At 71.6% G+C, this 22,733-nt stretch carries 20 protein-coding genes; 6 read left to right on the plus strand and 14 right to left on the minus strand.

All coding sequences use genetic code 11. The features are described from left to right. Positions 1–110: 110 nt before the first annotated feature. From TU30_RS21830 to TU30_RS21865, 8 genes are all read right to left on the minus strand, one after another. A complete protein-coding gene (locus TU30_RS21830) occupies positions 111–3,152 on the minus strand; it encodes a BTAD domain-containing putative transcriptional regulator (protein ID WP_370626689.1) in 3,042 nt (1,013 codons plus the stop codon). 288 nt (positions 3,153–3,440) lie between these two features. Further along, positions 3,441–3,968: an NUDIX hydrolase gene (locus tag TU30_RS21835; protein WP_234307942.1), complete on the minus strand. Its 528-nt coding sequence runs from the start codon at positions 3,966–3,968 to the stop codon at positions 3,441–3,443. A 25-nt stretch (positions 3,969–3,993) separates the two neighbouring features. Next, on the minus strand, positions 3,994–5,277 hold the full coding sequence (locus tag TU30_RS21840; RefSeq protein WP_042172518.1) for a UbiD family decarboxylase: 1,284 nt from the start codon (positions 5,275–5,277) through the stop codon (positions 3,994–3,996). Further along, entirely contained in the window at positions 5,274–5,849 is a 576-nt protein-coding gene (locus TU30_RS32970) for a phosphoribosyltransferase (RefSeq protein WP_141713743.1), read from the minus strand. The genes TU30_RS21840 and TU30_RS32970 overlap by 4 nt, the downstream gene beginning before the upstream one ends. Further along, on the minus strand, positions 5,836–7,005 hold the full coding sequence (locus TU30_RS21850; RefSeq protein ID WP_042172520.1) for an IMP dehydrogenase: 1,170 nt from the start codon (positions 7,003–7,005) through the stop codon (positions 5,836–5,838). The genes TU30_RS32970 and TU30_RS21850 overlap by 14 nt, the downstream gene beginning before the upstream one ends. A 36-nt stretch (positions 7,006–7,041) precedes the next feature. After that, entirely contained in the window at positions 7,042–7,653 is a 612-nt protein-coding gene (gene folE, locus TU30_RS21855; protein ID WP_063837650.1) for a GTP cyclohydrolase I, read from the minus strand. Then, positions 7,654–8,325 carry a 7-carboxy-7-deazaguanine synthase QueE gene (locus TU30_RS21860; protein WP_042172522.1) on the minus strand — a complete coding sequence of 224 codons (672 nt, stop codon included), beginning with the start codon at positions 8,323–8,325 and terminating at the stop codon, positions 7,654–7,656. Positions 8,326–8,464: 139 nt separating this feature from the next. After that, a complete protein-coding gene (locus TU30_RS21865; protein WP_042172524.1) occupies positions 8,465–8,833 on the minus strand; it encodes a 6-carboxytetrahydropterin synthase in 369 nt (122 codons plus the stop codon). Positions 8,834–9,074: 241 nt separating this feature from the next. Here TU30_RS21865 and TU30_RS21870 point away from each other — a divergent pair, with 241 nt between their 5' ends. The 4 genes from TU30_RS21870 (at position 9,075) to TU30_RS32975 (ending at position 13,317) form a co-directional block, all read left to right on the plus strand. Then, entirely contained in the window at positions 9,075–9,527 is a 453-nt protein-coding gene (locus tag TU30_RS21870; protein ID WP_234307943.1) for a DUF6027 family protein, read from the plus strand. 124 nt (positions 9,528–9,651) lie between these two features. Beyond that, on the plus strand, positions 9,652–11,073 hold the full coding sequence (locus TU30_RS21875; RefSeq protein ID WP_042172528.1) for a sulfatase-like hydrolase/transferase: 1,422 nt from the start codon (positions 9,652–9,654) through the stop codon (positions 11,071–11,073). Positions 11,074–11,086: 13 nt separating this feature from the next. Beyond that, positions 11,087–12,112 carry a dimethylarginine dimethylaminohydrolase family protein gene (locus TU30_RS21880; protein ID WP_063837651.1) on the plus strand — a complete coding sequence of 342 codons (1,026 nt, stop codon included), beginning with the start codon at positions 11,087–11,089 and terminating at the stop codon, positions 12,110–12,112. Between the two features lie 284 nt (positions 12,113–12,396). Next, positions 12,397–13,317 (plus strand): glycosyltransferase family 2 protein, encoded by a 921-nt coding sequence (locus TU30_RS32975; protein ID WP_052479882.1) that lies wholly within the window; start codon positions 12,397–12,399, stop codon positions 13,315–13,317. A 70-nt stretch (positions 13,318–13,387) separates the two neighbouring features. Here TU30_RS32975 and TU30_RS21890 read toward each other — a convergent pair whose 3' ends face one another. From TU30_RS21890 to TU30_RS21905, 4 genes are all read right to left on the minus strand, one after another. Then, positions 13,388–14,491: an ABC transporter substrate-binding protein gene (locus TU30_RS21890; RefSeq protein ID WP_078878423.1), complete on the minus strand. Its 1,104-nt coding sequence runs from the start codon at positions 14,489–14,491 to the stop codon at positions 13,388–13,390. Between the two features lie 75 nt (positions 14,492–14,566). Continuing rightward, positions 14,567–15,346 carry an ABC transporter permease gene (locus TU30_RS21895; RefSeq protein WP_052479883.1) on the minus strand — a complete coding sequence of 260 codons (780 nt, stop codon included), beginning with the start codon at positions 15,344–15,346 and terminating at the stop codon, positions 14,567–14,569. Then, positions 15,343–16,104: an ABC transporter permease gene (locus TU30_RS21900; protein ID WP_042172534.1), complete on the minus strand. Its 762-nt coding sequence runs from the start codon at positions 16,102–16,104 to the stop codon at positions 15,343–15,345. The genes TU30_RS21895 and TU30_RS21900 overlap by 4 nt, the downstream gene beginning before the upstream one ends. After that, a complete protein-coding gene (locus tag TU30_RS21905) occupies positions 16,101–17,075 on the minus strand; it encodes an ABC transporter ATP-binding protein (protein WP_078878424.1) in 975 nt (324 codons plus the stop codon). Before TU30_RS21905 ends, TU30_RS21900 begins: the two co-directional genes overlap by 4 nt. 995 nt (positions 17,076–18,070) lie before the next feature. On the opposite strand from TU30_RS21905, the gene TU30_RS21910 reads away from it, so the two are divergent. Next, positions 18,071–19,528 (plus strand): MFS transporter, encoded by a 1,458-nt coding sequence (locus TU30_RS21910; RefSeq protein ID WP_042172535.1) that lies wholly within the window; start codon positions 18,071–18,073, stop codon positions 19,526–19,528. 326 nt (positions 19,529–19,854) lie between these two features. On the opposite strand, the gene TU30_RS21915 is transcribed toward TU30_RS21910, so the two are convergent. Both TU30_RS21915 and TU30_RS21920 read right to left on the minus strand, forming a co-directional pair. After that, complete coding sequence (locus tag TU30_RS21915) at positions 19,855–20,877, minus strand: MerR family transcriptional regulator (protein WP_042172537.1); 1,023 nt, start codon at positions 20,875–20,877, stop codon at positions 19,855–19,857. After that, positions 20,871–21,668, minus strand: a complete 798-nt coding sequence (locus TU30_RS21920; RefSeq protein ID WP_042172539.1) for a HEAT repeat domain-containing protein — start codon at positions 21,666–21,668, stop codon at positions 20,871–20,873. Before TU30_RS21920 ends, TU30_RS21915 begins: the two co-directional genes overlap by 7 nt. Positions 21,669–22,262: 594 nt before the next feature. Here TU30_RS21920 and TU30_RS21925 point away from each other — a divergent pair. Then, positions 22,263–22,733 (plus strand): transposase domain-containing protein (locus TU30_RS21925; RefSeq protein WP_042172621.1); only part of this gene is annotated, 471 nt, incomplete at its 3' end.

Raw genomic sequence — 22,733 nt, forward strand, 5'->3', positions numbered from 1 at the left:
CCCCAGGAAGAAGACGACTCGTGGAACAGCACGGGCTCCTGAGCACCCGGCCCGTTCGCTCCGGTGAAGTGGCCCCGGCTCGCCGCACCTGACCGTCGGACGTCCCGGGATCAGGGTGTGGTTTCCGGCAGCAGGGCCTCGAAGAGCTCCTTGGCCTCGGCTGCCTCCGGCAGGCCGAGACCTGCGAGGAGCGTCCACGCATGTTTCAGGTGGTGCCGGGCGGAGGCTGTCTGTCCGAGACCGGACCGCACGCGCCCCAGCACCATGAGGGCGCGTGCGTGGTCGCGGACGGAGCCGATCCCGCTGCACAGGTCGACCGCCCTCGCTGCGTGCTCCGCCGCCTCCTCCGTGCGACCGACCGCCCGGAGCGTCTCGGCCAGTTGATAGAGCGTGTACGCCTCCCGATCCCGCGCGTCGAAGGCACGGCAGATCTCCAGACATTCGGTGTACCGCGCCAACGCCTCGTCGTACCGCTGCTGTTCGTGCATGGCCAGGCCCAGCACGTACAGCGCGTAGGCCTCACCGGCGTGGTCCGCGAGACCACGCAGCAGGGTGAGCGCCGTCGCGCAGGCGGAGACCGCCTCGTCCGCACGGCCGCTGCGCAGCCGCGCCAGCGCCGCGTTGACGGTGGTGTTCGCCTCGCCGGACCGGTGGCCCAGTTCACGGGCGAGGGCTATGGCCTCGTCGTAGTACGTGACGGCCTCGTCGTAGCGGTGCGCGTACTGCACGGCGAGGCCGAGGTCGTTGAGCGCCTGACGCAGGATGACGGTGTCGTGGGCCTGCCGGGCCGCCGCCGTCGCGGCTGTGGCGTGCCGCTCCGCCTCGGCCGGGGAACCGGCCTGCAGCGCCAGCGTGCTCAGCAACTGCTGCGCCCGGCCGGTGGTGCGCGGGTCGCCGACCTGTTCGGCCCTGCGCAGCAGCGCGCGGACGGCCGTCAGGAGGTGCCCGCCGCGCACGGACCGGTGGAACGGGCTGACGGCGATGAGCAGGTCGACGGCGAGGCGGAGCAACTCGGTTCGCCGCGGCGTGTGCCGGTCGGCCACACAGAGCGCGAGCGCCGCGATGTTGCCCATCTCCTCGGTGCTCCAGGCCTGTGCCGCGTGCACGTCCGGGAAACGCAGGCCGTTCGTGGGCAGCGGGCCGAGCACCTGAGCCAGGGTGTCGCCCGGCACCATGTGGCCGAAGGCGTTGCACGCCGTGGCCGACAGGAACATCAGCAGCCGACGCAGCGCGTCGTCGCCCGCCTCGGCATCCTGCGCCCGCTGCCGGGCGAAGATGCCGAGCAGGTCCTGGTAGCGGTACCGGCCGGGCCGGGGCGACTCCATCATGGCCGCGTCGACCAGCGACTCCAGCAGTTCCTCCGTCGCGGCCTCTTCCAGTCCCAGCATCGCGGCGGCCGCCGGCACCCCCGTCTCGGGCATCCGCGCCATCGCCAACAGGCCGAAGACCCGCGCCTGTTCGGCCGTGAGTTGCCGGTGACTCATCTCGAACACCGCACTGACATCGATGTCTCCGACGTGCAGTTCCGCGATCCGGGACTCCGTCTCGCGCAGACGGGCGGAGAGCGTGGCGATGGACCACAGGGGTCGGGCGGCCAGTCGGGCGGCGACGATCCGGACGGCCAACGGCAGGTAGGCGCAGGCCTTGACGAGCTTCTGGGCCTGCGCCCACTCCGCCGTCAGGCGCGACTGCCCGATCACCGCACCGAGCAGGTCGAGTGCCTCGCCGGGGGAAAAGGCCTTCAGCCCGAACTGATAGGTCAGGGGCGCTCCGAACAGGGACCGCCGGCTGGTCACGATGACTCCGCAGTCGCCCGGACCGGGCAGCAGGTCCTGGACATGGGCCGTGTCACGCGCGTTGTCCAGCACCAGGAGCACCCGCCGTTCGGAGAGCACGGACCGGAACAGCTTGCGACGTTCGTCGAGCGTGTCGGGGACCCTGTCGGCCGGAACACCGAGCGCGACGAGGAATCCGGCCAGCACCGCGGCAGGTTCGGCGGGGACGTCGTCGTTGCCGTGCAGGTTCACGACCAACTGGCCGTCCGGGTAGGCGTCACGGATGCGGTGCGCGACGTGGAACGCCAGGGCCGTCTTGCCGAGACCGCCCATGCCGTTGATCGCCACCGAGACCGCCGCCCCGCCGCGCGGCGCACTGAGCAGGTCGTACAGCTGGGCGACATCGAACACCCGTCCGGTGAAGTCCGGTAGGTCGGGAGGCAGTTGCGCGGGGACCGGCACCGCGGGACCGTCTCCCTCCCGGCACGCGAGGGCCGGGCCATGGCCGGTCTCCGGCGGCTCGTCCCCGCGCGGAAGGGCCGGACACGCCGCGCCGGACCGTCGCCCGGTGCGCCGGTCGGGGGGCGGATCCCCTTCCAGCAGCGTCGGATCGCTCTCCAGGATCCTGCGTTGCAGCGCCAGCAGGTCGGCCCCGGGGTCGATGCCCTGCTCCGTCACGAGCCTGCTTCTGAAGTCGCTGAACACGGCCAGGGCGTCCGCCTTCCTGCCCGCCGCGTACAGGGCCCGCATGAGCAGTCGGTGCGGACCCTCGTGCAGGGGGTGGGAGGCCGTCAGCTCGAACAGCGAGGGGATGATCATGTTGTGCTGTCCACCGGCGAGAGCGAGGTCGAACTGCTCCTCCTGGATGGCGTTGCGCAGTTCCTCGAGCCGCGCGCGATGCCGTTGGGCGAAGGGGCCGGGAACACCGACCAGCGGGTCGCCGCGCCACAGCTGCAGAGCCTGGTCCAGCAGCCCGACCGCCTTCTCCCGGTCGCCGGCGGCGCGGGCCCGGGTCGCCGTACGCAACAGCGACTCGGCGTGCCAGGTGTCCAGCGCCGTCTGGGGCACCTTCATCTGGTAGCCGTCCCCCACGGACACGATGATCAGTGGTCGCGTCAGGTCGGTCTCCAGCAGTCTGCGCAACTGCCAGACATAGGTCCGTACGGTCGTCACGGCGCGGGCCGGGGGCCTCTGCCCCCACAGGGCCTCGACGAGGGTGGCCATGGACACCGCGTGCCCGTGGCGCAGAAGTAATGTCGCGAGTATGGCTTGTTGTTGCGGTGGGCCCACGGGAATTTCGACGTCACCTCGATAGGCTCGAACCGCTCCCAGCAGGACGAAACGAATACCTTGCGCCATACTGCAGGCCTTCCTCATCCCCACTGCCGCGCCGGGCCCGTGCGGCGGAGATTCTCTCCAAATCGCCCAGCACGAAACGGCCGTTCGCGTGCCACCATCTGAAGGATAGGGCAAGGAACCGCACGGCCGAGCGAAATCCGGCTCCCGGCCGCCCCGGCCACAAACGGGGTCCGTACCGGCTTGAATGCGGGTCAATTCACCTTCGGCGGGTTCGAGATCCCGAACCGGCCCGATGAGGAGGCGACGCCCTGTGCCGGCGTCCGGGGCGGATGAATTCGGTTCGGCGCCGTCCCGGACGCCGGGACGTCACCCGCCGCCCCCCGGGGCGGCCGCGTGCGCCGTCACGGCCCCGCTCACCCGCAGGGCGTGCATGGTGATGCCGTCGGCGGCCAGGGCGTCGCCGATCTCCGCCTCCCCGAAGGAGGCCAGCCCCGCGTCGGTCAGGATCTGCAGGTCGGTCGAGTGCAACGGGAGGTCGCCGAGGCGCGCCTGCCGCACGGCACCCACGTTGTGCCCCTCGAAGCCGTCGGGGACCCGGTGGGTGCCGTGCGCGAGGAAGCCGAACATCAGCAGGTGGTAGCGGCCTTCGGCCCACTGCCCGGTGAACTCGTAGACGGCGAACGGCGAGCAGGACGCCACCCGGCAGCCCGTCTCCTCGTACGCCTCGCGCAGGGCCGCCTGTCCGGCGGACTCGCCGGGCTCGATGCCGCCCCCCGGCAGCAGCCAGTTGCCGGCGTAGGGGCCCTTGAGTTGGTGCACGAAGGTGACGGTGCCGTCCGGGCCGGGCAGCACCATGAGGGAGACGGGCAGGATGCGGGAGAAGCGGTCGGTCACGGTGTGGGGTGTCCTCAACTCGTCGTCAGTACTCGACGGGGCGTCCGCTCGGCGGGATGACCAGCGCGAGGCCCAGTCGCTCACCCTCGATTCTGCCCTTCCGGTAGTACGGTTCGCGGTGACTGACGAATCCGTGGGTGGCCAGGGCCTGCCCGACGTGACCGAGGTCGGGTCCGCACAGGACGAGCTTGCACCGCACGTCGAACCGCATCGCCTCGCGGACCAGTTCCAGGTCGGGGGCGTCGGTCTCGATCGACACGACGAACTCGCCGCGCGCCTCGACCGAGTAGCGCACCGACCGCACCGGCAACCCCTGTCCGGACAGGTGCGCGTACATCAGGTACTCGTTCTGGAAACTCATCAGGGTCAGTCCGGACTCGGCGCCCGCGACGATGCTCGGCCACGGCGCGTCGGGACGGGCGGCGACACCGGTGAGGTCGAGGACGAACCCTTCCCGCTGTTCCACGTAGTAGCCCTTGAACTCGCCGAACGGGCCCTCCGTCTCCCGCTCGTCGCGCACCAGACCGGTGAGGACGTGCGTGGCGTCGCCGGGGACCGGCGGTGCGCCGTGCACGGTGACGTCCTCGCGCAGCAGCCGTGAGGCGATCTGGTAGTCGTCGCCCTCGGCGGGGAGCCGGGAGGCCGCCACGACGGCGTGGACCGGGTTCGCGCCCAGGAACACCGACAGGGGCATGGGCCGGCCGGCCGCCGTCCACTCCCGGAGGTTGCGGTGGGCGTCGGTGCGCGGGTCGAGGAAGATCCGGGCCCGGCGCGGTGAGACCACCTGTACACAGTAGAAGCCGAGGTTGACGCCGGAGCCGTCCGGCCGGGTCGTCACCCCGATCCCGGCGGTGACGTACCGTCCGCCGTCGCCCGGACGGTGCTGCAGCACGGGAAGGTCGTCGAAGCCCTTCAGCTGCTCCAGCCCCGGCGGGGTGCCGTCCGCGGAGGTTCCTCCGCCGGTCGTGGTCCGTACCCGGTGCGGCGCCCCGGCCAGCCGGGCCGACATCTCCGTCAGATGGGCGCCCTCCTGCGCGCCCAGCGCCGCAAGCAGGACCGCCCGCGGATAGGGATGGCCGAGCACGCGGGTTCCGGGACGGTCCTCGATCCGGGTGAAGACGGTGGTGGGCCGCGCGCCGTGCCGCTCCTCCAGCTCGGCCAGGGTGCGGGCCACCTCCACCTCGGCGCTGAGCGGCCGGTCGCAGGTGTAGACGTCCACAGCCCCGTAGCAGGCGGGCAGTCCGGCCTCCGCCGGGGTGACGCGGGTCAGTCCGCTGTCGGTGAAGTCCGGCGGCGGCTGCCCGTTCACCCGGCCTCGCCCAGCGGGAAGGGCCGTACGCCCGGAGTGCGGCCCCAGCCCTGCTCCCAGGGGAAGACGACCCAGTCGTCGACGACCGCCGGACAGTAGTCCGGCACATGGCCGCAGCGGTGGTTGCGGACCAGGCTCGCGAACCGCACGTCGGCGGCGGCGACGCCCGCGGCCGACAGGTGGGAGCGGACCACGTCCCAGGTGGCGCCGGTGCCCACGATGTCGTCCACGACGAGGACGGGGCCCGTGAACACGGGCGCCGGCCCCTCCTGTTCCAGCAGCGGCGGACGCTTGGCCGCGTACTGGCTGTCGTCGCGGGTGCGGCGCACCCGCACCGTGTGCATCACCGGCACGTCGAGAGCGCAGGTGAGGTAGCTCGCTGCGAGCAGCCCGCCGCGCGCGACCCCGAGGACGGCGCCGGGCGTGAAGCCGTCGGCGCGGACCGCCTCGACGATGCGGTCGAGGACCTCCTTCAGGTCGTCCCAGCTCAGCTCGTAGGGCCCCTGCCGGGTCCACATGCCCGGCTGCTCGCCCGCCACGGCGGTGTCCCCCACCGCCTCAGGACTGTTCACTGTTCACCGCCTCGGCGACGTGGTCGATGTCGATGTGCTCGGTGCGGGCGCGCACGTGCGGGGTGTTCTCGACCTGGCCGGCCGGGGTGACCCGGACGAACCGGGCCCGGTCGCGGAAGTCGTCGAGCCCGGCGGCGCCGGAGTAGCTGAGCGCCGACTGCACGCCTCCGGTCAGCTGCCGCAGGGTCCGCGTCAGCGAGCCGGTGTGGGCGAAGGTGGCCTCCACGCCCTCCGGCACGTAGTCGTCCACCTCCTCGGCGGTGATCCGCTCGCCGGCGGCGCGCCGGAGCGTCAGTTCCATGCCGAGCGAGACGAACCCGCGGCTCGTCTTGAACACGCGGCCGTCGCGTTCCACGGGCAGCGCCTCGCTCTCCTCGGCCCCCGCGAGGAGACTGCCGAGCATGACCGCGCAGGCGCCGGCCGCCAGCGCCTTGGCGATGTCCCCGGCCTGCCGGATGCCGCCGTCGGCCACCACCCGCACCCCGTGCCGGGCGCCTTCGGCGGCGCAGTCCAGGATGGCGGTCAGCTGTGGCACGCCCGTGCCCGCCACCAGCCGGGTCGTGCACACGCCGCCCGGCCCGATGCCGACCTTGATCAGGTCGGCACCGGCGTCGGCGAGGTCCCGGGTGCCGGCCCCGGTGGCGACGTTCCCCGCCATCAGGCTCACCCGGGGGTGCGCCCGACGCAGTTCCGCGACGGCCTCGAGGACCTGGTCGCTGTGGCCGTGCGCCACGTCGACCACCAGCAGGTCGGCTCCCCCGGCCACCATCCGGTCCGCCCGCTCCCGCCAGTCCCCCGTGACCCCGACCGCGGCGCCCACCGCGAGCCGTCCCGCCGCGTCCAGCGAGGCCCCGGCCGCCCGCTGCTCGGCGGACGGCTCGTGGGTCTTGACCGCCCGGAGCTGGTCCGCCTGCTGGCCGACGGTCTGCATCCGGTGCAGGACGCCGATCCCGCCGTTGAGGGCCATGCCCGTGGCCATCCGGTCACCGGTGCACCACTGGGTGCTGGCCGACACGACGGGAACACGCAGCCGCAGGCCGGGCAGGAGTTCCGTGGTCAGGTCGGCATGCCGGCGGCTGCGCAGCGACGTGCGCTGCGGTACCAGCAGGACATCGTCGAAGCTGAGCCCGGTCGGGGGCTCCGTGGTGATGTGCATCTGGCGTCGCGGTCCTCTCTGCACCGGGTGCCCGGGTCAACGCGTCCCGGTGACGGATGGCGGCTGAAGTGCGAGGAACTCCGCCCGCACGGCCGGGTCGGCGAACGAGCCCCGCCAGGTGACCGTGGTCATCGTGGCCGGCGTACGGATGCCCCGCATGGCCATGCACATGTGCTCGCCCCGGCACAGCACCGCGACATCGGCGGAGGCGGTGAGCTTGGCCACGGTGTCGGCGATGTCGGCGGTCAGCCGTTCCTGCAACTGCAGGCGGTGGGCGTGCTGGTGGGCGATCCGGGCGAACTTGCTGAGTCCCAGGACCTGCCCCTGCGGGCGGTAGCCGACGGTCACCTTGCAGGAGAACGGCAGCAGATGGTGCTCGCACAGGGACCAGACCTCGATCCCCGAGACCGAGATGGTCTCGGCGCTGCTGGCGGATTCGAAGACGGTCTCCAGGGTGCCGGGCTCGTACCGGATGAACTCCCGCCACCAGCGTGCCCAGCGTGCGGGCGTGCCGAGCAGTCCCTCACGCTCCGGATCCTCGCCCAGTTCGAGCAGCAGTTCCCTGGCAATGCGCTCCAGGGGGTCCGGCTGCTGCCGGCCCGTGTCCGGTGGACGGAGCGGTGTCGATGCGTCGACGTCTTGGCTCATTCATACCCCCCGCTGGTTTCCCCACAGAGTCACGTGCAGCCTCCCGGTCAGATTCCATCGGCGGACGCCGACCGGATCCGCGAGGGCCCGCAGCCCTTCGGCGATCTCCTCCGGCGCGTGTCCGCGCGGCATGATCCAGATGTTCTCCAGTCCGTACGTACGGACCAGTCCTTCCACTTCGGCGAGGTCGTCGGGTCCGGAGCACACGAACTTGAAGCACGTACCGGCCAACGCGTTGAACGCGGTGAGCGGGCCGGGCACGATCCGTCTGTCCAGGGCGACCCCGGAGTGGGCGAGCTTGGGCGACACGTTGAACCGGACACCGGTGGCCGCCCACTCCGGTGCGGGGACGACGGTTCCGTTGGTCTCTATCTCCACATCGGTGCCGGCCGCGCGCAGCGCCCGGACGACGGGCAGCAGCCGCGTCTGCTGGCTCAGCGGTTCGCCGCCGGAGACGACCACGAGCCCGGTGCCGAAGGCGGTCAGCCGCCCGGTCACCTCCTCGACGGTCATCGGATGCAGTTCGTCGGCCGGCCGGTACGCCACTTTGGACTTCGAACTCCCCGTCCAGTCCCAGGTGTAGGGCGTATCACACCAGGTGCAGGTCAGGTTGCAGCCGCCGAGGCGCAGGAAGCAGCACGATCGGCCCGTGGAGGGACCCTCACCCTGAATGGACTAGGTGGGGCCGAAGATTTCGTTGACGACGAGCTTCGGCCTGTCCATGTGCCCCACCTCCTTGGACGTCGTTGGTCCGGTGACGCGTGAGATGCGGTCCGAGTCCCGGCCCGCGGTTCCCCGCAGGTCGTTGCGATTACGGGGTCGGCCGGTACGTGGCCCAGGTCTTCGGTGTCTCGGACACCCGCACCGCCGTCAGTTCCGGGAACTCGTCGCACCACTTCCCGTGGATCCACCGCGCGAGGTTCTCCGCGGAGGGGGGGAGGTCCTTCATGACGTCGTTGAGATGCCGGTGGTCCAGGACCTCGTCCATCCACTTCTTCATCACGTCCAGGTCCCGGTAGTCCCGTACGAATCCCGCACGGTTCACCTCGTCGTCCGCGCAGGAGAGTTCGACGACCACCACGTAGTTGTGTCCGTGCAGCCGGGTGCACACATGGTCGGGCGGCAGGTGTGCCAATTGGTGGCTGGCAGAGAAGTGGAACTCCTTGGCGATGGACAGCATTCGCTACTCCTTTTCACCCGGCACCACTCGGAAGGAAATGAATGGCCCAGGGGATCAGAGATGGTGTGGTGAGACGCCGGAGCGCTACCGGAAAAGGCGTGGCTACAAGATTGAACCCGCCCCGGTTCCCGCTGTACAGCGTGGCGGAGTGAACATCCGGCCGCCCCGAAAGGGCGTTGCGCAGCCGTGTATCCGCAGGAACACTCGACCCGAGCTGCCGGAATCCGGAAGGGAGACCCGGGTGACGAGTGAACCCCCTGAGGTGGACGCGTGGATCGGTGAGGACGGCGAGGACGTGGTGCGGCTGCGCCGCTGGCAGGGCACCTGGTCGCAGGACGACCCGCACGCCAACTTCAAGTCGGACGTCGTGGGGTACGGCCTGCTCGACCCGCTGCACACCGTGCGCGGCATGTCCCGCAACCTGGACATCCCTGTCGGGGCCATCGCCAGGTACGTCCTGGCCCGGTGGGCCACCGGGGGCAGCGGCGGCCTGCTCGAGATCGGCCCCGTGATGGTCCACCGGCTCTGGGAGCCCGTCGCCCGGGCCGAGAGCGCCGGCACCGACGAAGCGCGGCTCGCCGCCTACGACCAGCTCCGGCAGATGCTCTCCTGGCTGAAGCTGCCCCTGGAAAACCCGGAGATCTACCCCCCGCAGGCGGAGGAAAAGGGCGCACAGGCCGCGGCCGGGGACTGACGCCCCGGCCTGCCCTGCGCGCCCCGCGACTGCCGAAGCGCCGTTCAACCGACGGCGTTCCCCGGTCGAACACGGCCGCCCCGTCCCCCGCAGTCCATCGAAGAGCCCACGGAGGCGCATTCCCGTGCATGAGCCGAGCCACTACGACCACGTCGTCCTGGTGTCCGTCGACACGCTGCGCAGCGACGCGCTGTCCGCGCACCCGAACCCGCTCTGGCCGCACACCTACCGGGACGTCCGCCGGGTGGACACAACGGTGCTGGACACGCTGGCGTCCCGGGGGGCGTACTTCCCGAACATGATCAGCGCCGCACCCTACACCGCGGCCTCGCACGGCGCGATATTCACCGGCCAGTACCCGCTGCACAATGGCCTGCACGAGTTTTACAACGGTTCCTTGAAGGCACCCTCGGTATTCACCTACGGTCGGCGCGACGGTCGTCGCACGGTGATGAAGGTCGACTTCCCCATCATTCTGGGGAAGGAGCTCGGATTCACCCGGGACATCGACACGTATCTCATCGAGGACGACGAGGGATTCATCGAGGCCGTGGCATCGGCCGACCGTACCGTCGCGCTCGCCCACTTCGGCAGTGTTCACGTTCCGTACGGATTCCACAATCTGACGCTGGGGGGCGACGCCTACCGGGAGAAAGTGGCCGAGCTGGAGGCCGGGCTCCCGGACGAACTGCCCTTCGTCGACCGGCTGGTGGAGACCTACCGCGATCCCGAGGACGCGGACCTGCTGATGCGGTACAAGCGTGTCACCACGTACCTGCACCAGCAGGGTGCCTACGACCGGCTCTTCCAGCTGTACCTCGACGGAGTCGAGCACTTCCTGGCCACCCGTCTGAGCGCCTTCCTCGACCGGCTCACCGAACGCGTCGCCGCGACCGGCAAGCGGATGCTGCTGGTCCTGTTCGCCGACCACGGCGAGGAGTTCGACGAGCAGACCAACGGGCACTTCAACTCGATGGCCGAAGGCGTCCTGCGGGTCCCGCTGATCATCGTCGGCGACGGGGTCGAGCCGGGCACGCACGAGCGGCGTATCCGTACGGTGGACATCGCGCCCACCGTGCTCGAGCTGGCCGGCGTCCCCGCACCCGCCACGGGTGTCTTCGACGGGCGTTCCCTGGCCTCCGTGGCGCGCGGCGAGGAGGTACTCGGCGGGGACGCACCCGCTGTCGCCGAGTCCTACAACGTCGAACTGAACGACTTCATCGCCTTCCAGGAGCGTCAGCTCAGCGGCCGGACCCCGGGGCCGCTGCCGCACTTCCTGGTCGGGCACGCCGCCTATCTCGGGGACCGCCGGGTGGTGCGGATGGCCCGGCACTACTCCGAGGCGCTCCAGCGGGCGACGCCGTACGACCGTGTGCGCGTCGAACGGTTCGACGCCGACGGTGTGCCCCGGCCGGTCCCGGACGACGACGGCGCGGACCTTCTGGCCATGCTCGACGACTACCGCACCGCCCTGCGGGAGTCCGAGCAGACCACGGTCACCGACGAGATGCGCGGCCAGCTCCGCTCCCTCGGCTACTCGGTCTGACCGGGGCGCCGGCATGGACACCTCCTCCCCGCGGCCGGGACGGTCCAGCACTCTGGGCGGGCCCGGCTGGGTGCCCCGGTCCGGCAGCCATGCGGCCGAGGTCCGCGCGGGCCGGACCTGGGCACGCTGCGGCTACCGCTCGGAGGCCGACCCCCTGCGGGCCGTGCTCATCGCCCGACCGCCCGACAGCATCGGGGCGGTGACCGACGCCGCCGGGCAGTTGATGACGGACCGGGTCGACCTCGGGCGGCTGCGCGCCCAGACGGACGCGGTGGCCGAGGCGTTCCGGGCGGAGGGGGTCACGGTGCACGTGGCACACCCGCCGCCGGACGCTCCGCCCAACGTGGTCTTCCTGCGGGACCTGTTCCTGGTCACCCCCGAGGGAGCCGTGCTGGGGCGGACCGCGTCGGCGCAGCGGGCCGGGGAGGAACGCCACGCGGCGCTGGCGCTGGCCCGGGCAGGGATCCCGATCCTGCACACGGTCCGGGGGACGGCGTCGTTCGAGGGGGCCGACGCCCTGTGGGCCGACGAGGAGACGGTGCTGGTGGGCACGGGGTTCCGCACCGACCCGGCCGGGGTGGAGGCGCTGCGCGGCGTGCTGGGCGAGCAGGGGGTGACGGTGCTTGCGGTGGCACTCGGCCCCGGGGTGCAGCACCTGCTCGGCTCGATGGTTCCCGTCGGCCCGCGGCGGGCGGTCGTCCACGCGGCCGCCGCGGGCGGGGAACTGCGGGCCGCCCTGCGGGCCCGGGACTACGAGCTGATCGAGTTCGAGCCCGACGACGAAGTGGTGCGCTCCCGCAGCCTCAACATCGTCACCCTCGCTCCCGGACGGGTCCTCATGCCGGCCGGGTGCCCGCGCACCCGGCGGCGGCTGGAGGCGGCGGGTCTGGAGACCCTGGTGGTGGACGTCGGCGAGTACGTCCGGGCGGCCGGCGCGTTGGGCTGCCTCACCGGCATCCTGCACCGGTCGGCCGGCCCGCCGTCGGCGGGCTCTGCCCGGGACGTCGGGTCCGAGGCGGGGAAACCCCCGAACCTATAGACTCAACTCCCGCCGTGTGCCCGGTCGGTGGGCTCGGCGCGAGCAGGGCCGTACCGCCGGCGGAGACGTTCCGGGGTGAAAGCGTGGCGGCGAGAGCCGAATCGACCCGCCCGTTCTGCTGCGTGGTTCACCGGGACCGCCTGCGGGCCGGTGACGTCCTGCCGCCGACGGGCGGCGTCACCTCGTTCGGCCGACGGCACCGTCCTCCCCGGCGCACCGAGTCCGATCCCGGGCCGTCACGGCATTCTCCCGCGGCCGCCCCGAAGTTCTGAAAGGAACCCCCCGTGCTGGTCAGTGTCATCATCCCCACCTACAACCGTCCGGAACGCCTGGCCGTCGCGCTGCAGAGCGTGCAGACCCTGGACTTCGACAGTGAGCAGCTCGAGGTCATCGTGGTCAACGACCACGGCACCCCGGTCGATGACGTGGTCGAGGCTGCCGGCCGGTCCCTGAACGTACGCCTCATCGACCAGCCGTCCCAGAGCGGGCCGTCGGGGGCGCGCAACGCCGGGCTGGAGGTGGCCCGCGGAGAGTACGTCGCGTTCCTCGACGACGACGACGTCTTCAGCCCACAGCACCTGAGCGGCACCCTTCCCCTGCTGAAGGGCGGGGCCGACTTCGTCTACGTCAACATCAACATCGCGCGGACGCGGGTCACCGGTACGACGATCGCCGACGCCGAGGTCCTCGTTCGGCTGGAGTTCCCCTACGACCGCGGGCTGCTGGACGTCACCAACCACTTCGCCCCGTCGGCCGTGGTGTGCCGTTCCCCCCGGTCCGCCGGGGCGTTCTTCGACACGGCGCTGGGCGTCGAGGAGGACTGGGACTTCTTCCTGAGGCTGGCACACGGACACAAGTACCGGGTGGTGCACCAGCCGGAGGTCGCCATCGCCCTGCACCGCATCCCCGGCGTCGAGAGCCTGACGACACCGACCTCCGACGACATCGCGGCCCTGAAGGTCTACGAGGACAACTGGCACCTGATCTGCGAGCGCTGGCCGGCCGCGACCGAGCGCGCCGAGCAGGTGCGCCGGTTCATGCCGGTGATGTACCAGATGGCGTACGCCAGCTTCGAAGCGGGCGTTCCGCTGGACCACCACTACTACGAGCGCACGCTCCAGGTCCTCTACCGCGCGCTCGGCGACCCGCAGCCCTCCCCCGCGCAGGTCGAGGACGAGCTGCGGGCGGCTCTGGAGGGCCGCTGACACCCCGTCCCACCCGGTGGGGTGCGGGACACGTTCCCGTGTCCCGCACCCCACCGTCCGCGGGACGTCGTCACACGCGGGTGCGGCCCCGGTAGACGGCGTCGAGGACGCTGTTGTCGATGACCTCGCGCGCGTCCGGCAGGTCCTTGACGCCCGCGGCGCGCAACCCTGCGTACATGGGCCCGTCCAGCCGCTCGGCGTCCATGCGGAAGAGGCCCTTCTCGCGGGTCAGGTCGTTCTCCATGAAGGTGATCTGGACCTCGTTCCCGCGTATCTGCTCCGAGAGGTCGAGGCCGAGGTCGGCGCCGTACTTCTCGACGACCAGGTGCGCCGCGCGCTCGGGGTCCTTGGTGTTGTCCTGCCAGCCGCGGAGGGTGGCGCGCATGAACCGTTCCATGACGTCCCTCTTCTCCTTCAGGAACGACTGCTTGCAGAACACGATGGTCGCGTAGGCGGGCAGTCCCAGCGATTCGTAGGTGACGGCGACGAAGTCCTTGCCGGGTTTCATCTTGTGCTTGGATTCCAGGGTGACCGGCTGTCCCGTCATGTAGCAGGTGAGGACCTTCCCCTTCTTCTGCAGGAGCGGGTCGACGGTGAATCCGACGGGGACGAGTTCGTAGTCCCGCTTCAGGCCGGCGAGGGCGAAGATCGCGTTGAGCTGGGGCTTGGCCCCGACCTGGCCCAGGACCTTGGCCCCCACGAGGTCCTGGGGCTTGCGCACCGGATCGGACGCGAGGGAGAGCAGGCCGCCGGGGTTCGTCTGGAGAGCGGCCCCGACCATCCTGAAGTCGTTGCCCTTCGCGATGGCCTGGAGCAGGATCTGCATGTTCGCGTGCACGCCGATGTCGGCCTGGCCGTTGGCCAGCAGGCCGGTGGCGTCCGGGGCGTTCGGGCCGCCGGCCTGGAACTCGACGCTGAGGTTCTCCTCGGCGTAGTAGCCGGAGGCGTCCGCGTTCCAGAATCCGGCGAACTCTATGTCCTTGAGCCAGCCGAGTGCCACCCGGATCTTGTCGGTCGACGACGACGCCTGAGCGCTGCCGGCGTCACTGCATCCGGCGAGGAGACCGCCCCCCAGAGCCACGGCCCCCGTGGCACCGGCCGCCTTCAGCAAGTGCCTGCGGGACCAGGCGGGCGTGGACTCGTTCTGCCAAGAACTGCGGGCTGTGGGCTTCATGTGCGGCCCTTTCGTGTGGAGCGGGAGGAGAACAACGCGGGGCGCCCGGGGACGGGTCGCCTGCTCGGGGGAAGGTCAACGGAACAGGCCGGAGTAGCGGCGCTCGACGCCACGGGCCGCCACGAACCCGGCGGTGGAGATCACGGTCGCGATCAGCGCGCCGCCCCAGGCGCGCTGCGGTGCCACGAAGATCGTCGCGTCGGCGAAGAGCGTGCCCAGGCCCTCCCGGCCCAGCAGGTACTCGGCCAGCATCGCGGCCAGCACCGCCGAGGGAGCCGTCAGCCGCAGGGCGACGAGCAGCTGGGGAACCGCGTGCGGCAGCAGCAGTCTGCGCAGGACCAGGGTCCGGGAGGCGCCGAGGACGGTGAACATGTCGGTCGTCGCGGCCGGGGCCGACCGCAGTCCGGACAGGACCATGACGAAGGTGGGGAAGAACGAGACCAGGGTGGTGACCGTGGTCACCGCGGCGGCGCCGTACCCGGCGACGAAGGCGATGACAGGGATCATCGCCACGACGGGAACCGACCGCATGACCAGCATCAGGGGCGTCAGCAGGCCCTCCAGCACCCGCGAGGACCACACGGCGACGGCGCAGCACGCCCCGAGCCCCATGCCGAGGGCCAGCCCGACGACCGCGTTCAGCAGCGTGTGCGCGACCGCGCCCGTGTAGGCGGAGGGGTTGTTGACGATGTCGCTCACCACGGAGTACGGGGCGGGCACCACGATCTCGTTCAGGTTCCGGACCCGGACCCAGGACTCCCAGGCGAGCACCAGCGCCAGCACGGTCCAGTACCTGCTGAGCAGCGCTCCCAGCGCCGTCGTCAGGCGCCGCAGCGGCGCGCCGGGGGTGCTCACTGGAACCTCCACGCGATCAGGGAGCGCGCGGTGCCCACCACCGCGTACGACGCCATGGCCAGGAGCGCGGCGGTCGTGCCCGCTGCCCACAGCAACAGGGTCTGGTAGTTCTGCATGGTGCTGACCAGGAGCGTCCCCAGCCCTCGCGGTGCGCCGAACCACTCGCCGATGACGGCGCCGAGAACGGCTGCCGGAGCCGCCTGGGTGAGGCCGTCGAGCGCGGTCGGCACCGAGGCGGGCAGCCGCAGCCGCAGCAGTGTGGTGGCCCGGGACGCACCGAGGGCGGCGAACACGTCGCTGTGCGCCCGACTCGCCGCCTCGAGCCCGGAGGTGAGGGAGACGAACATGACGAACCCGACGGCCAGCGCCGCGACCACCGCCGGGCTGTCCTCTCGGCCCACGAGGGCGATCAGCAGGGGACCGAGGGCGATCAGCGGAATGGCGTTGACGACGGCGGCCAGCCGGTCGAGGCCGGGCTGGAGCACGGGCAGCAGGACGCCGAGCGCGGCGACGGCGGCCGCCGCCAGCGTCCCTGCCAGCAGCCCGATCCCGGCCTCGGTGGCGGTGGCGCCCAGCGCCCTGGCGAGCAGGGCGCGGGTGGCCGGGACGCGCAGGACGTCCAGCACGTCGCTGAGCGGCGGCCAGCTGGTGCCGAAGAGCTGCAGGCGGCCCACCACCTCCATCGAGGCGATCGCCAGGACGGCGCCCGCCGTCACCAGCAGGGCGTCGCGCACCCGGCCGGTCCGTGCGGGTCTCATCGCGGCCGCCGTGGTGCCGGGTGGTGGGTCGGTCCCGGGGCGCCGCCCCTGCCGGGTCCCGTACCGCTCTCCATGTCGCCGTCGAGCAGCTCCGTGAGCCGGTCGACGATGTCGTGGAACCCGGGCTCCCGGGTCAGTCGGCCGTCGCGGGGGCGGGGCAGGCCGATCCGCTCCACGTGCCGTACCCGGCCCGGCCGGCCGGTCAGCACCACTACGCGGTCGGCGAGCAGCACGGCCTCTTCCACGTCGTGGGTCACCAGGAGGGTGGTGATGCGCTGTTCCGACCAGATGCGGGCCAGTTCGACGTTGAGGCGGCGCCGCGTCACCGCGTCCAGCGAGCCGAACGGCTCGTCCAGAAGCAGCACTTCGGGGTCGAGGGCGAGTGCGCGGGCGATGGCGGCCCGCTGGCGCATGCCGCCCGACAGCTGGCGGGGGCGTGCGTCGGCGAAGTCTGCGAGTCCGGTCAGCCGGAGGAGCTCGGCGATCCTGGCACGGTCCACCGGGCGCCCTGCGGCCCGGAAGGGCAGGGCGACGTTCTCGGCGATGCTCGCCCACGGGAGCAACGCGTGCTGCTGGAAGGCGATGCCGAGCCGGTGCTCCTTGACCAGGGCGGCGGGCGTACGGCCGTGGACGTGCACCTGTCCCGCTGTGGTCTCCTCGAGGCCGGCCAGCAGCCGCAGCACGGTGGACTTACCGCAGCCGGATGGTCCGAGCAGACTCACGAACTCGCCCTTGCCAACGGTGAGGTCCACTCCGTCGAGTGCCACGAGGGTACGCCGGCCCAGGGGGAAGTGCTTGACAGCACCGCTCAGTTCCAGTGCCGCCCCTCCGCAGCCGGCAGCGGCGTCCGGCTCGGGGCTCCCGTCGTCGAGGACGGTGAGGGACTTCTCCGTTCTGCCGCCGGTGAACCCGTCTTCTCTCGCGGTGCCGGAGGCGGTCGGCGGTATCGAAGCAGGGGCGGACTCGCCCATCGCATCACTCCCAGGTCAGATGGCAGCCGAGGCACCGCTCGACGGGGTCCGCTGCGGAATCGGTTCCACGGCCGCCCCCTCCATCGAACCGTGAGGGAGTCCGGTGCGGCCCCGGGGACCGGCCGCGTCCCCGGCACGGCCCTCGGCTCGGACGCCCCTTCGCTCGTCCTTCTGAGCACGGTCCGCTCGGCGACCCGTATGTACTGAATGCCCGGCTCCCGTGGGCCGTTCCCGAGCGAGATTAATACAGCGGATCCGTGCGTGACCATGGTGTTCGATCACGCCTGCCAGTCCGTCACCAGCTCTCCCCGCACGCAGAGGTGTCCCGCTCGACGCGGCGGTGACCGCGCCCGGCCCACCGACGGGCCGGGACCGCGAACGGCCGCCTGAACACGTGACGTCTCGGCTAGGGTTGCCACGGGCCCGTCGACGACCGGACGGCTCACGGCAGTCGCGGGCCGCCACGCCACCTGCGGCGTTCCCGTGCTGTGCCTTTGGCGCGTTCCCGGTCGGCGCGGCCACACAGCCGGGGAGGCGTCGCCCCTTGGAAGGGGCACCCCCGGGAGCACTCTCCGCACCTCCCGCCCGGGACACCGGACACGTACGTGTCGCACCGGTGTGCCCGGGGGCGCCCGCGAGGTCCCGCACCCGGCGGGACGTGCGGAACGGGCCCCGCACCGCCTCCGGTGCGGTGACCGGAAAGGCATGCCGGAGGCTCACGGCGTCCGGTGCGGTGCATCGCACGGCGGAGCGTCACCCGCGTACCGAACCGGACGCACTCGGGTGAGGCGACAACGCGGCGAGGTGCCGTGCCGGACGCCGCGAGCCGGTGAAAGCTTCCGGCCGCAGCACTAGACTGCGGCTGCCACTTCCACCTCGACGGCCCACCGGCGTGACCGACACCCCTCACGCATCGGCATGGAGCAGCACCGGGTCCAGGGTCGCCGGTCGGATCCATGCGCCCCGCGGTCGATTGCACAGGAAGAGTGAACGGCATGAGCCTTTTACCCGGAGAACGGCAGCACACGGGACGGGGCGGCCCCGGGCGCGTACCGCCGGTCTGGGCGGTGCTCGCGGTCGTGTGCGGTGGACAGTTCCTCGTCGTGCTCGACGTCTCCGTGGTCAACGTGGCGTTGCCGTCGGTCCGTTCGGACCTGGCTCTCAGCGAGGCCGGACTGCAGTGGGTGGTCAACGCCTACGTGCTCGCCTTCGCCGGCTTCCTGCTGCTCGGCGGCAGGATCGCCGACCTCTTCGGCCGGGAGCGGACCTTCCTGATCGGCCTCGGCGTGTTCACCGTGGCCAGTCTCGCCGGCGGCCTCGCCCAGGGCCCGTGGACACTCGTCACCGCCCGCGCCGTACAGGGACTCGGCGGAGCCGTGCTCGCGCCGACCACCCTGTCGATACTCACCACCTCGTTCCCCGACGGTGCCCGGCGCACCCGGGCCATCGGCACCTGGACCGCGGTCGGCGCGGGTGGAGGGGCCGCGGGCGGCCTGGTCGGCGGGCTGCTCACGGACTACCTCTCCTGGCGCTGGGTGCTGCTGGTCAACGTGCCGATCGGTGTGGTGCTGCTGACGGGCGCCGTGCTCTGTCTCCCCGTGCACCGCGGCGGCCTCGCGCGGCGGCTCGACGTGTCCGGCGCCGTCCTGGTCACCTCGGGCGTCGCCGCACTCGCGTACGGGATCACGGCGAGCGAGTCGCAGGGCTGGTCCTCCGGTCGTGCGATGCTGCCGATCGCCGCCGGGTTGGTGGCCCTGGTGCTCTTCGTCCGGATCCAGGCGCGGACCGCCGAACCCCTCGTCCCGCTGCGCCTCTTCCGCATCCGCTCGGTGTCGGCCGCGAACATGGTTCTGCTGGCCGTGGGCGCGGCGACCTTCTCCGTCTGGTACTTCCTCTCCCTGTACATGCAGAACGTGCTCCAGTACGGCCCCGTGCGCACCGGGCTCTGCTTCCTTCCGCACACCGTCTCGGTCATCGTGGGAGCCAAACTGGCTCCCCGGCTGATGAACCACGTGGACAAGCGGCTGATCGGCGCGGGGGGCGGCCTGCTCGCGGCCTGCGGAATGGCCTGGCAGAGCACGCTCACCGCGCACGGCACCTTCGTCGGCACGCTCCTCGGACCGGGCGTCCTGATGATGCTCGGGACGGGGCTGCTGATGACGCCGATGACGACGGCGGCCACCTCCTCGGTTCCGGCGGACGACCAGGGGGTCGTCTCCGGACTCCTCAACACGTCCAGCCAGTTGGGTGGCGCGCTCGGCCTGACGGTCCTCGCCACGGCGGCGGCCGACCGGGTCTCCTCGCTCCCGGGAGCGACCGCCGACGCGCAGGCGCTCACCGCGGGCTACTCGCTGGCCTTCCAGATCGGCACGGCCTTCCTGGTGGTCGGCACCGTCCTGATCGCACTGCTGCCGAAGCCGGTGGTGCCGCAGCCGTCTCCGGCCGGGCCGTAGCCACGGCTGCGGGGCGGGGCGGCCCTCCGGCGAGGCGCGTCCGCCCTGCTCCGCCCCGCCCGCCTTCCCCTTCGGGCACACGGTCACGGACCGCAGCCCCACCGGTGGCCACCGCGCGGATGCCTTCATTGGTCACCTGCGGAGTTCCGATGGCATGCCCTGGCCCCGAGAGCCGGGGACCCAAGGGAATGATCAAGGAAACGCCGTCCGCGGGACGCGAGGCAGGTGGATGTGGAGGCGCTCGGCCACGACCGCACGGCTCCGGTCCCGCAGGCGAGTCGATCGGCTCTGATCGCGAAGGCCGCGGACCGTCTCTCCGATGTGTTTCAGGAGTCGTCGTCGGTTCGCTCGTCCGGGACTCCCGCCAGGGCCGACGCCACGAGGGCGACTGCCCGGTCCTGGTCGTGGGCCAAGTGGCGCAGCATCTCCTGCGCAGTGGTCCCCTCCAGTTCGACCAGCGCCTGGGTCAGGCGGATCCGCGTCTGCGAGTCCGCGGTGGGCGCGGCGAGTTCGTCGGCCAGGGCAGTCGCGATCCTGGCTCCGCATACGGGGTCCCTGGACAGCGTTCCCAGAGCCTCGGCCGCGTCCACGTCGTTGCGGCCCTCCACCACCATGCCGACGAGCACCGGCCCGGCCGCTGCCACTCCTTGTCCGCCGAGAGCCAGAGCGGCGCGCCCGCGCACCACCGCGTCCGGGTCCCCGAGAGCGTCCGCGAGCACCGCGATCGCCCCCGGGCTGTCCGGCATCTCGGCGATCGCCAGCACCGCGCGCCGTCTGACGTCCACGTCCTCCGAGCATGCGACGGCCGCCAGCGCCGCCACGCTCTCGCCGCCCGCTCGGGCGAGTGCCCAGCGCAACGCGCCCGCGACATGGGGGTCGGATTCGGCCAGGACCGCCCCGACCAGCAGCTCGGCCGGGACCGACACGTCTTCCGGCCGTGTCAGGACGGCCTGTTGCCTGCGCGCGGGGCTGGTCGAGTTGAGTTCCCGCATGAGTTCGACGACGCGCAGCACGTCCTGCCAGCCGGTGGGCGCCGACGCGTCGATCACCCGGAGCCGCTCCAGCAGCTCCTGTTCACGCGCCAGGCGGTCCTCCGTCCACTGGATGAGGTCGCTGACCAGGGCGGACGGCGTGAAGGCCGGATCCTCGAGCGCGCGCCCGACCTGCTTGAGCGACAGCCCGAGGGACCGCAGGCTCTCCACGTGGAAGATCCTGCGGACGTCGTCGGCCGAGTACTCACGGTAACCGCCGACGGTGCGGCCCGTCGGCGGTACCAGCCCGATGGCGTCGTAGTGCCGGAGCATCCGGGTACTCACCCCGGAACGACGGGCCACATCGCCGATCAGCAACCTGCGTTCTCCTGGCTCTCCGCGGACTCGGCGGCCCGGGTCCGGTCGGCCGACCCGGTCTGCTCGGCCCCCGCCGCGGACTCCGTGGTCTCCCCCGCCCGGATGCCCGCCGCCGAGGCGGCCGCGCGGTCCGGGCCGGGCCCGACCGTGCGCTTCGCCTCTTCGATCGCCGCGTCGAAACCGCTCTCCGGGTTCTGCCGGAGCAGCTCGGTGGCACGGGCGTGCGCCGCCACCTCCGCGTCCGGGTGGTTCGCGGCCTTCCCCAGGACGGGCTTGATCACCTCACCGAGGTCGACGAAGGCCCGGCTCAGGCTGAGCTGCACGTTGCGGTTGCCGCGGCCGAGCTGGTGGACCAGCTCCTCGGCCAGACCCTTCCTCTCGTCCTCGGGCACGAGGACGACCGCCACGCGCCACGCGGTCCGCGCGACCTCGTCGTCGGCGTCACGCAGCATGTCGCGGGTGATCCAGGCCCACGTGCTCTTGTCATTGATCTTGGAGAGCGTGTGCAGCGCCTGGCTGCGGGCCTGATTGCGCTCGGAGCCCAGCTCCTTGCGGATCCGGGGCAGGGTGATCTCCGGCGAGAGGCGGATCAGCGCCCAGGAGAGCATGTCCCGTACGAAGAAGTCGGGCTCGACCGCGCACCGCTCGACGAGGGTCTCCAGGAGGACGGGGTCGGGGTCCGAGCCGGCCGCCAGGGCCGCCTGAAGCCGGACCGAGGAGTCCTGGGCCCCCAGAGCGTTGATCAAGCGGGTGTGCTGCGCGGTCACGTTGGTCGTGTCGATCGGGACCACCTCCTGCGCCCCAGTAGAAGGCTTCTCACCGTGTCAAGGTCAAGCCTGTGCTTGGCGAACTCGGAAAACAGCTGGTCACAGGCTCGAAGTCGGCACACCGACAACGGTGGGCGAGAGGTCGGACGCAATGGGTGAGCGCGCAGGGGTGGGCGAGGAAGCAGGCGGTCCCCCGGTGGAGTCCACCGTCCTCGCCACGCCGGTCGGGGTGCAGGGGTCCACGCAGGGCCAGCCGGTGCGCGAAGCCCCCGGCCGGGCCCTCACCGGTGACGGTGGTGTCGCAGACCGTGAAGCCGTGGAGACGCTCGCCCTTCGCGCCGTCGTCTTCGCGCCGTCACCCAGGGAGCGACGTTCCCACCGGTCACGGACCTTTCCTCTCCGGCCCGCTCGGGATGCTCCCCGCGTGACCTTCGCAGCCGCAAGGCAGACACGGGCCTTTCCCCAAGGCCGGGTAGTTAACGTTTTCGCAGGTCACGCAAGCCAGTTGAAGGATTTCCGACGCAGAACAACGGAGCTCGTTGGTACAGGCAGTCGTCCAAGACAGCTTGTACTTGAGGAGCTCCGTTGCCGTTTCATCCTGTCCTGCCGGCCCCGGTGATGGCCATCACCCGTACGGTCACAGTCGCTGCGGGCCGGTTCGCGCCCGGGCATCTGGGCGAGCTGACGGCCGTCGTGCCGTTCGAGTTGGTCGACGCGGTCCTGGCGGAGACCCGCTCGGTACAGAGACGACTGCGTGATCTTCCTTCGCGGGTGGGGATCTACTTCCTGCTCGCGATGTGTCTGTTCCCTGAAGTCGGCTACCGGCTGGTCTGGGACAAGCTGACGGCCGGGCTGGCCGAAGTGCCGGTGGCCTCCCCGACGCCGAAGGCCCTGCGTGATCTGCGCCGACGACTGGGCAGCGCGCCGGTGCGGGCGTTATTCGAGGTTCTCGCGGGGCCTGTGGCCCGGCCGACGACACCCGGAGTGCGGTTCGGGCCGTACCGGACTGTGTCATTCGACGGCTGCAGCTCCCAGAAGGTCCCCGACTCTGGGCGAAACAGGGCCTGGCTGGGGCGAACCTCCCATCAC

Source organism: Streptomyces sp. NBRC 110035, assembly GCF_000829695.1.
In the GTDB taxonomy this organism is placed as follows: Bacteria; Actinomycetota; Actinomycetes; order Streptomycetales; family Streptomycetaceae; genus Streptomyces.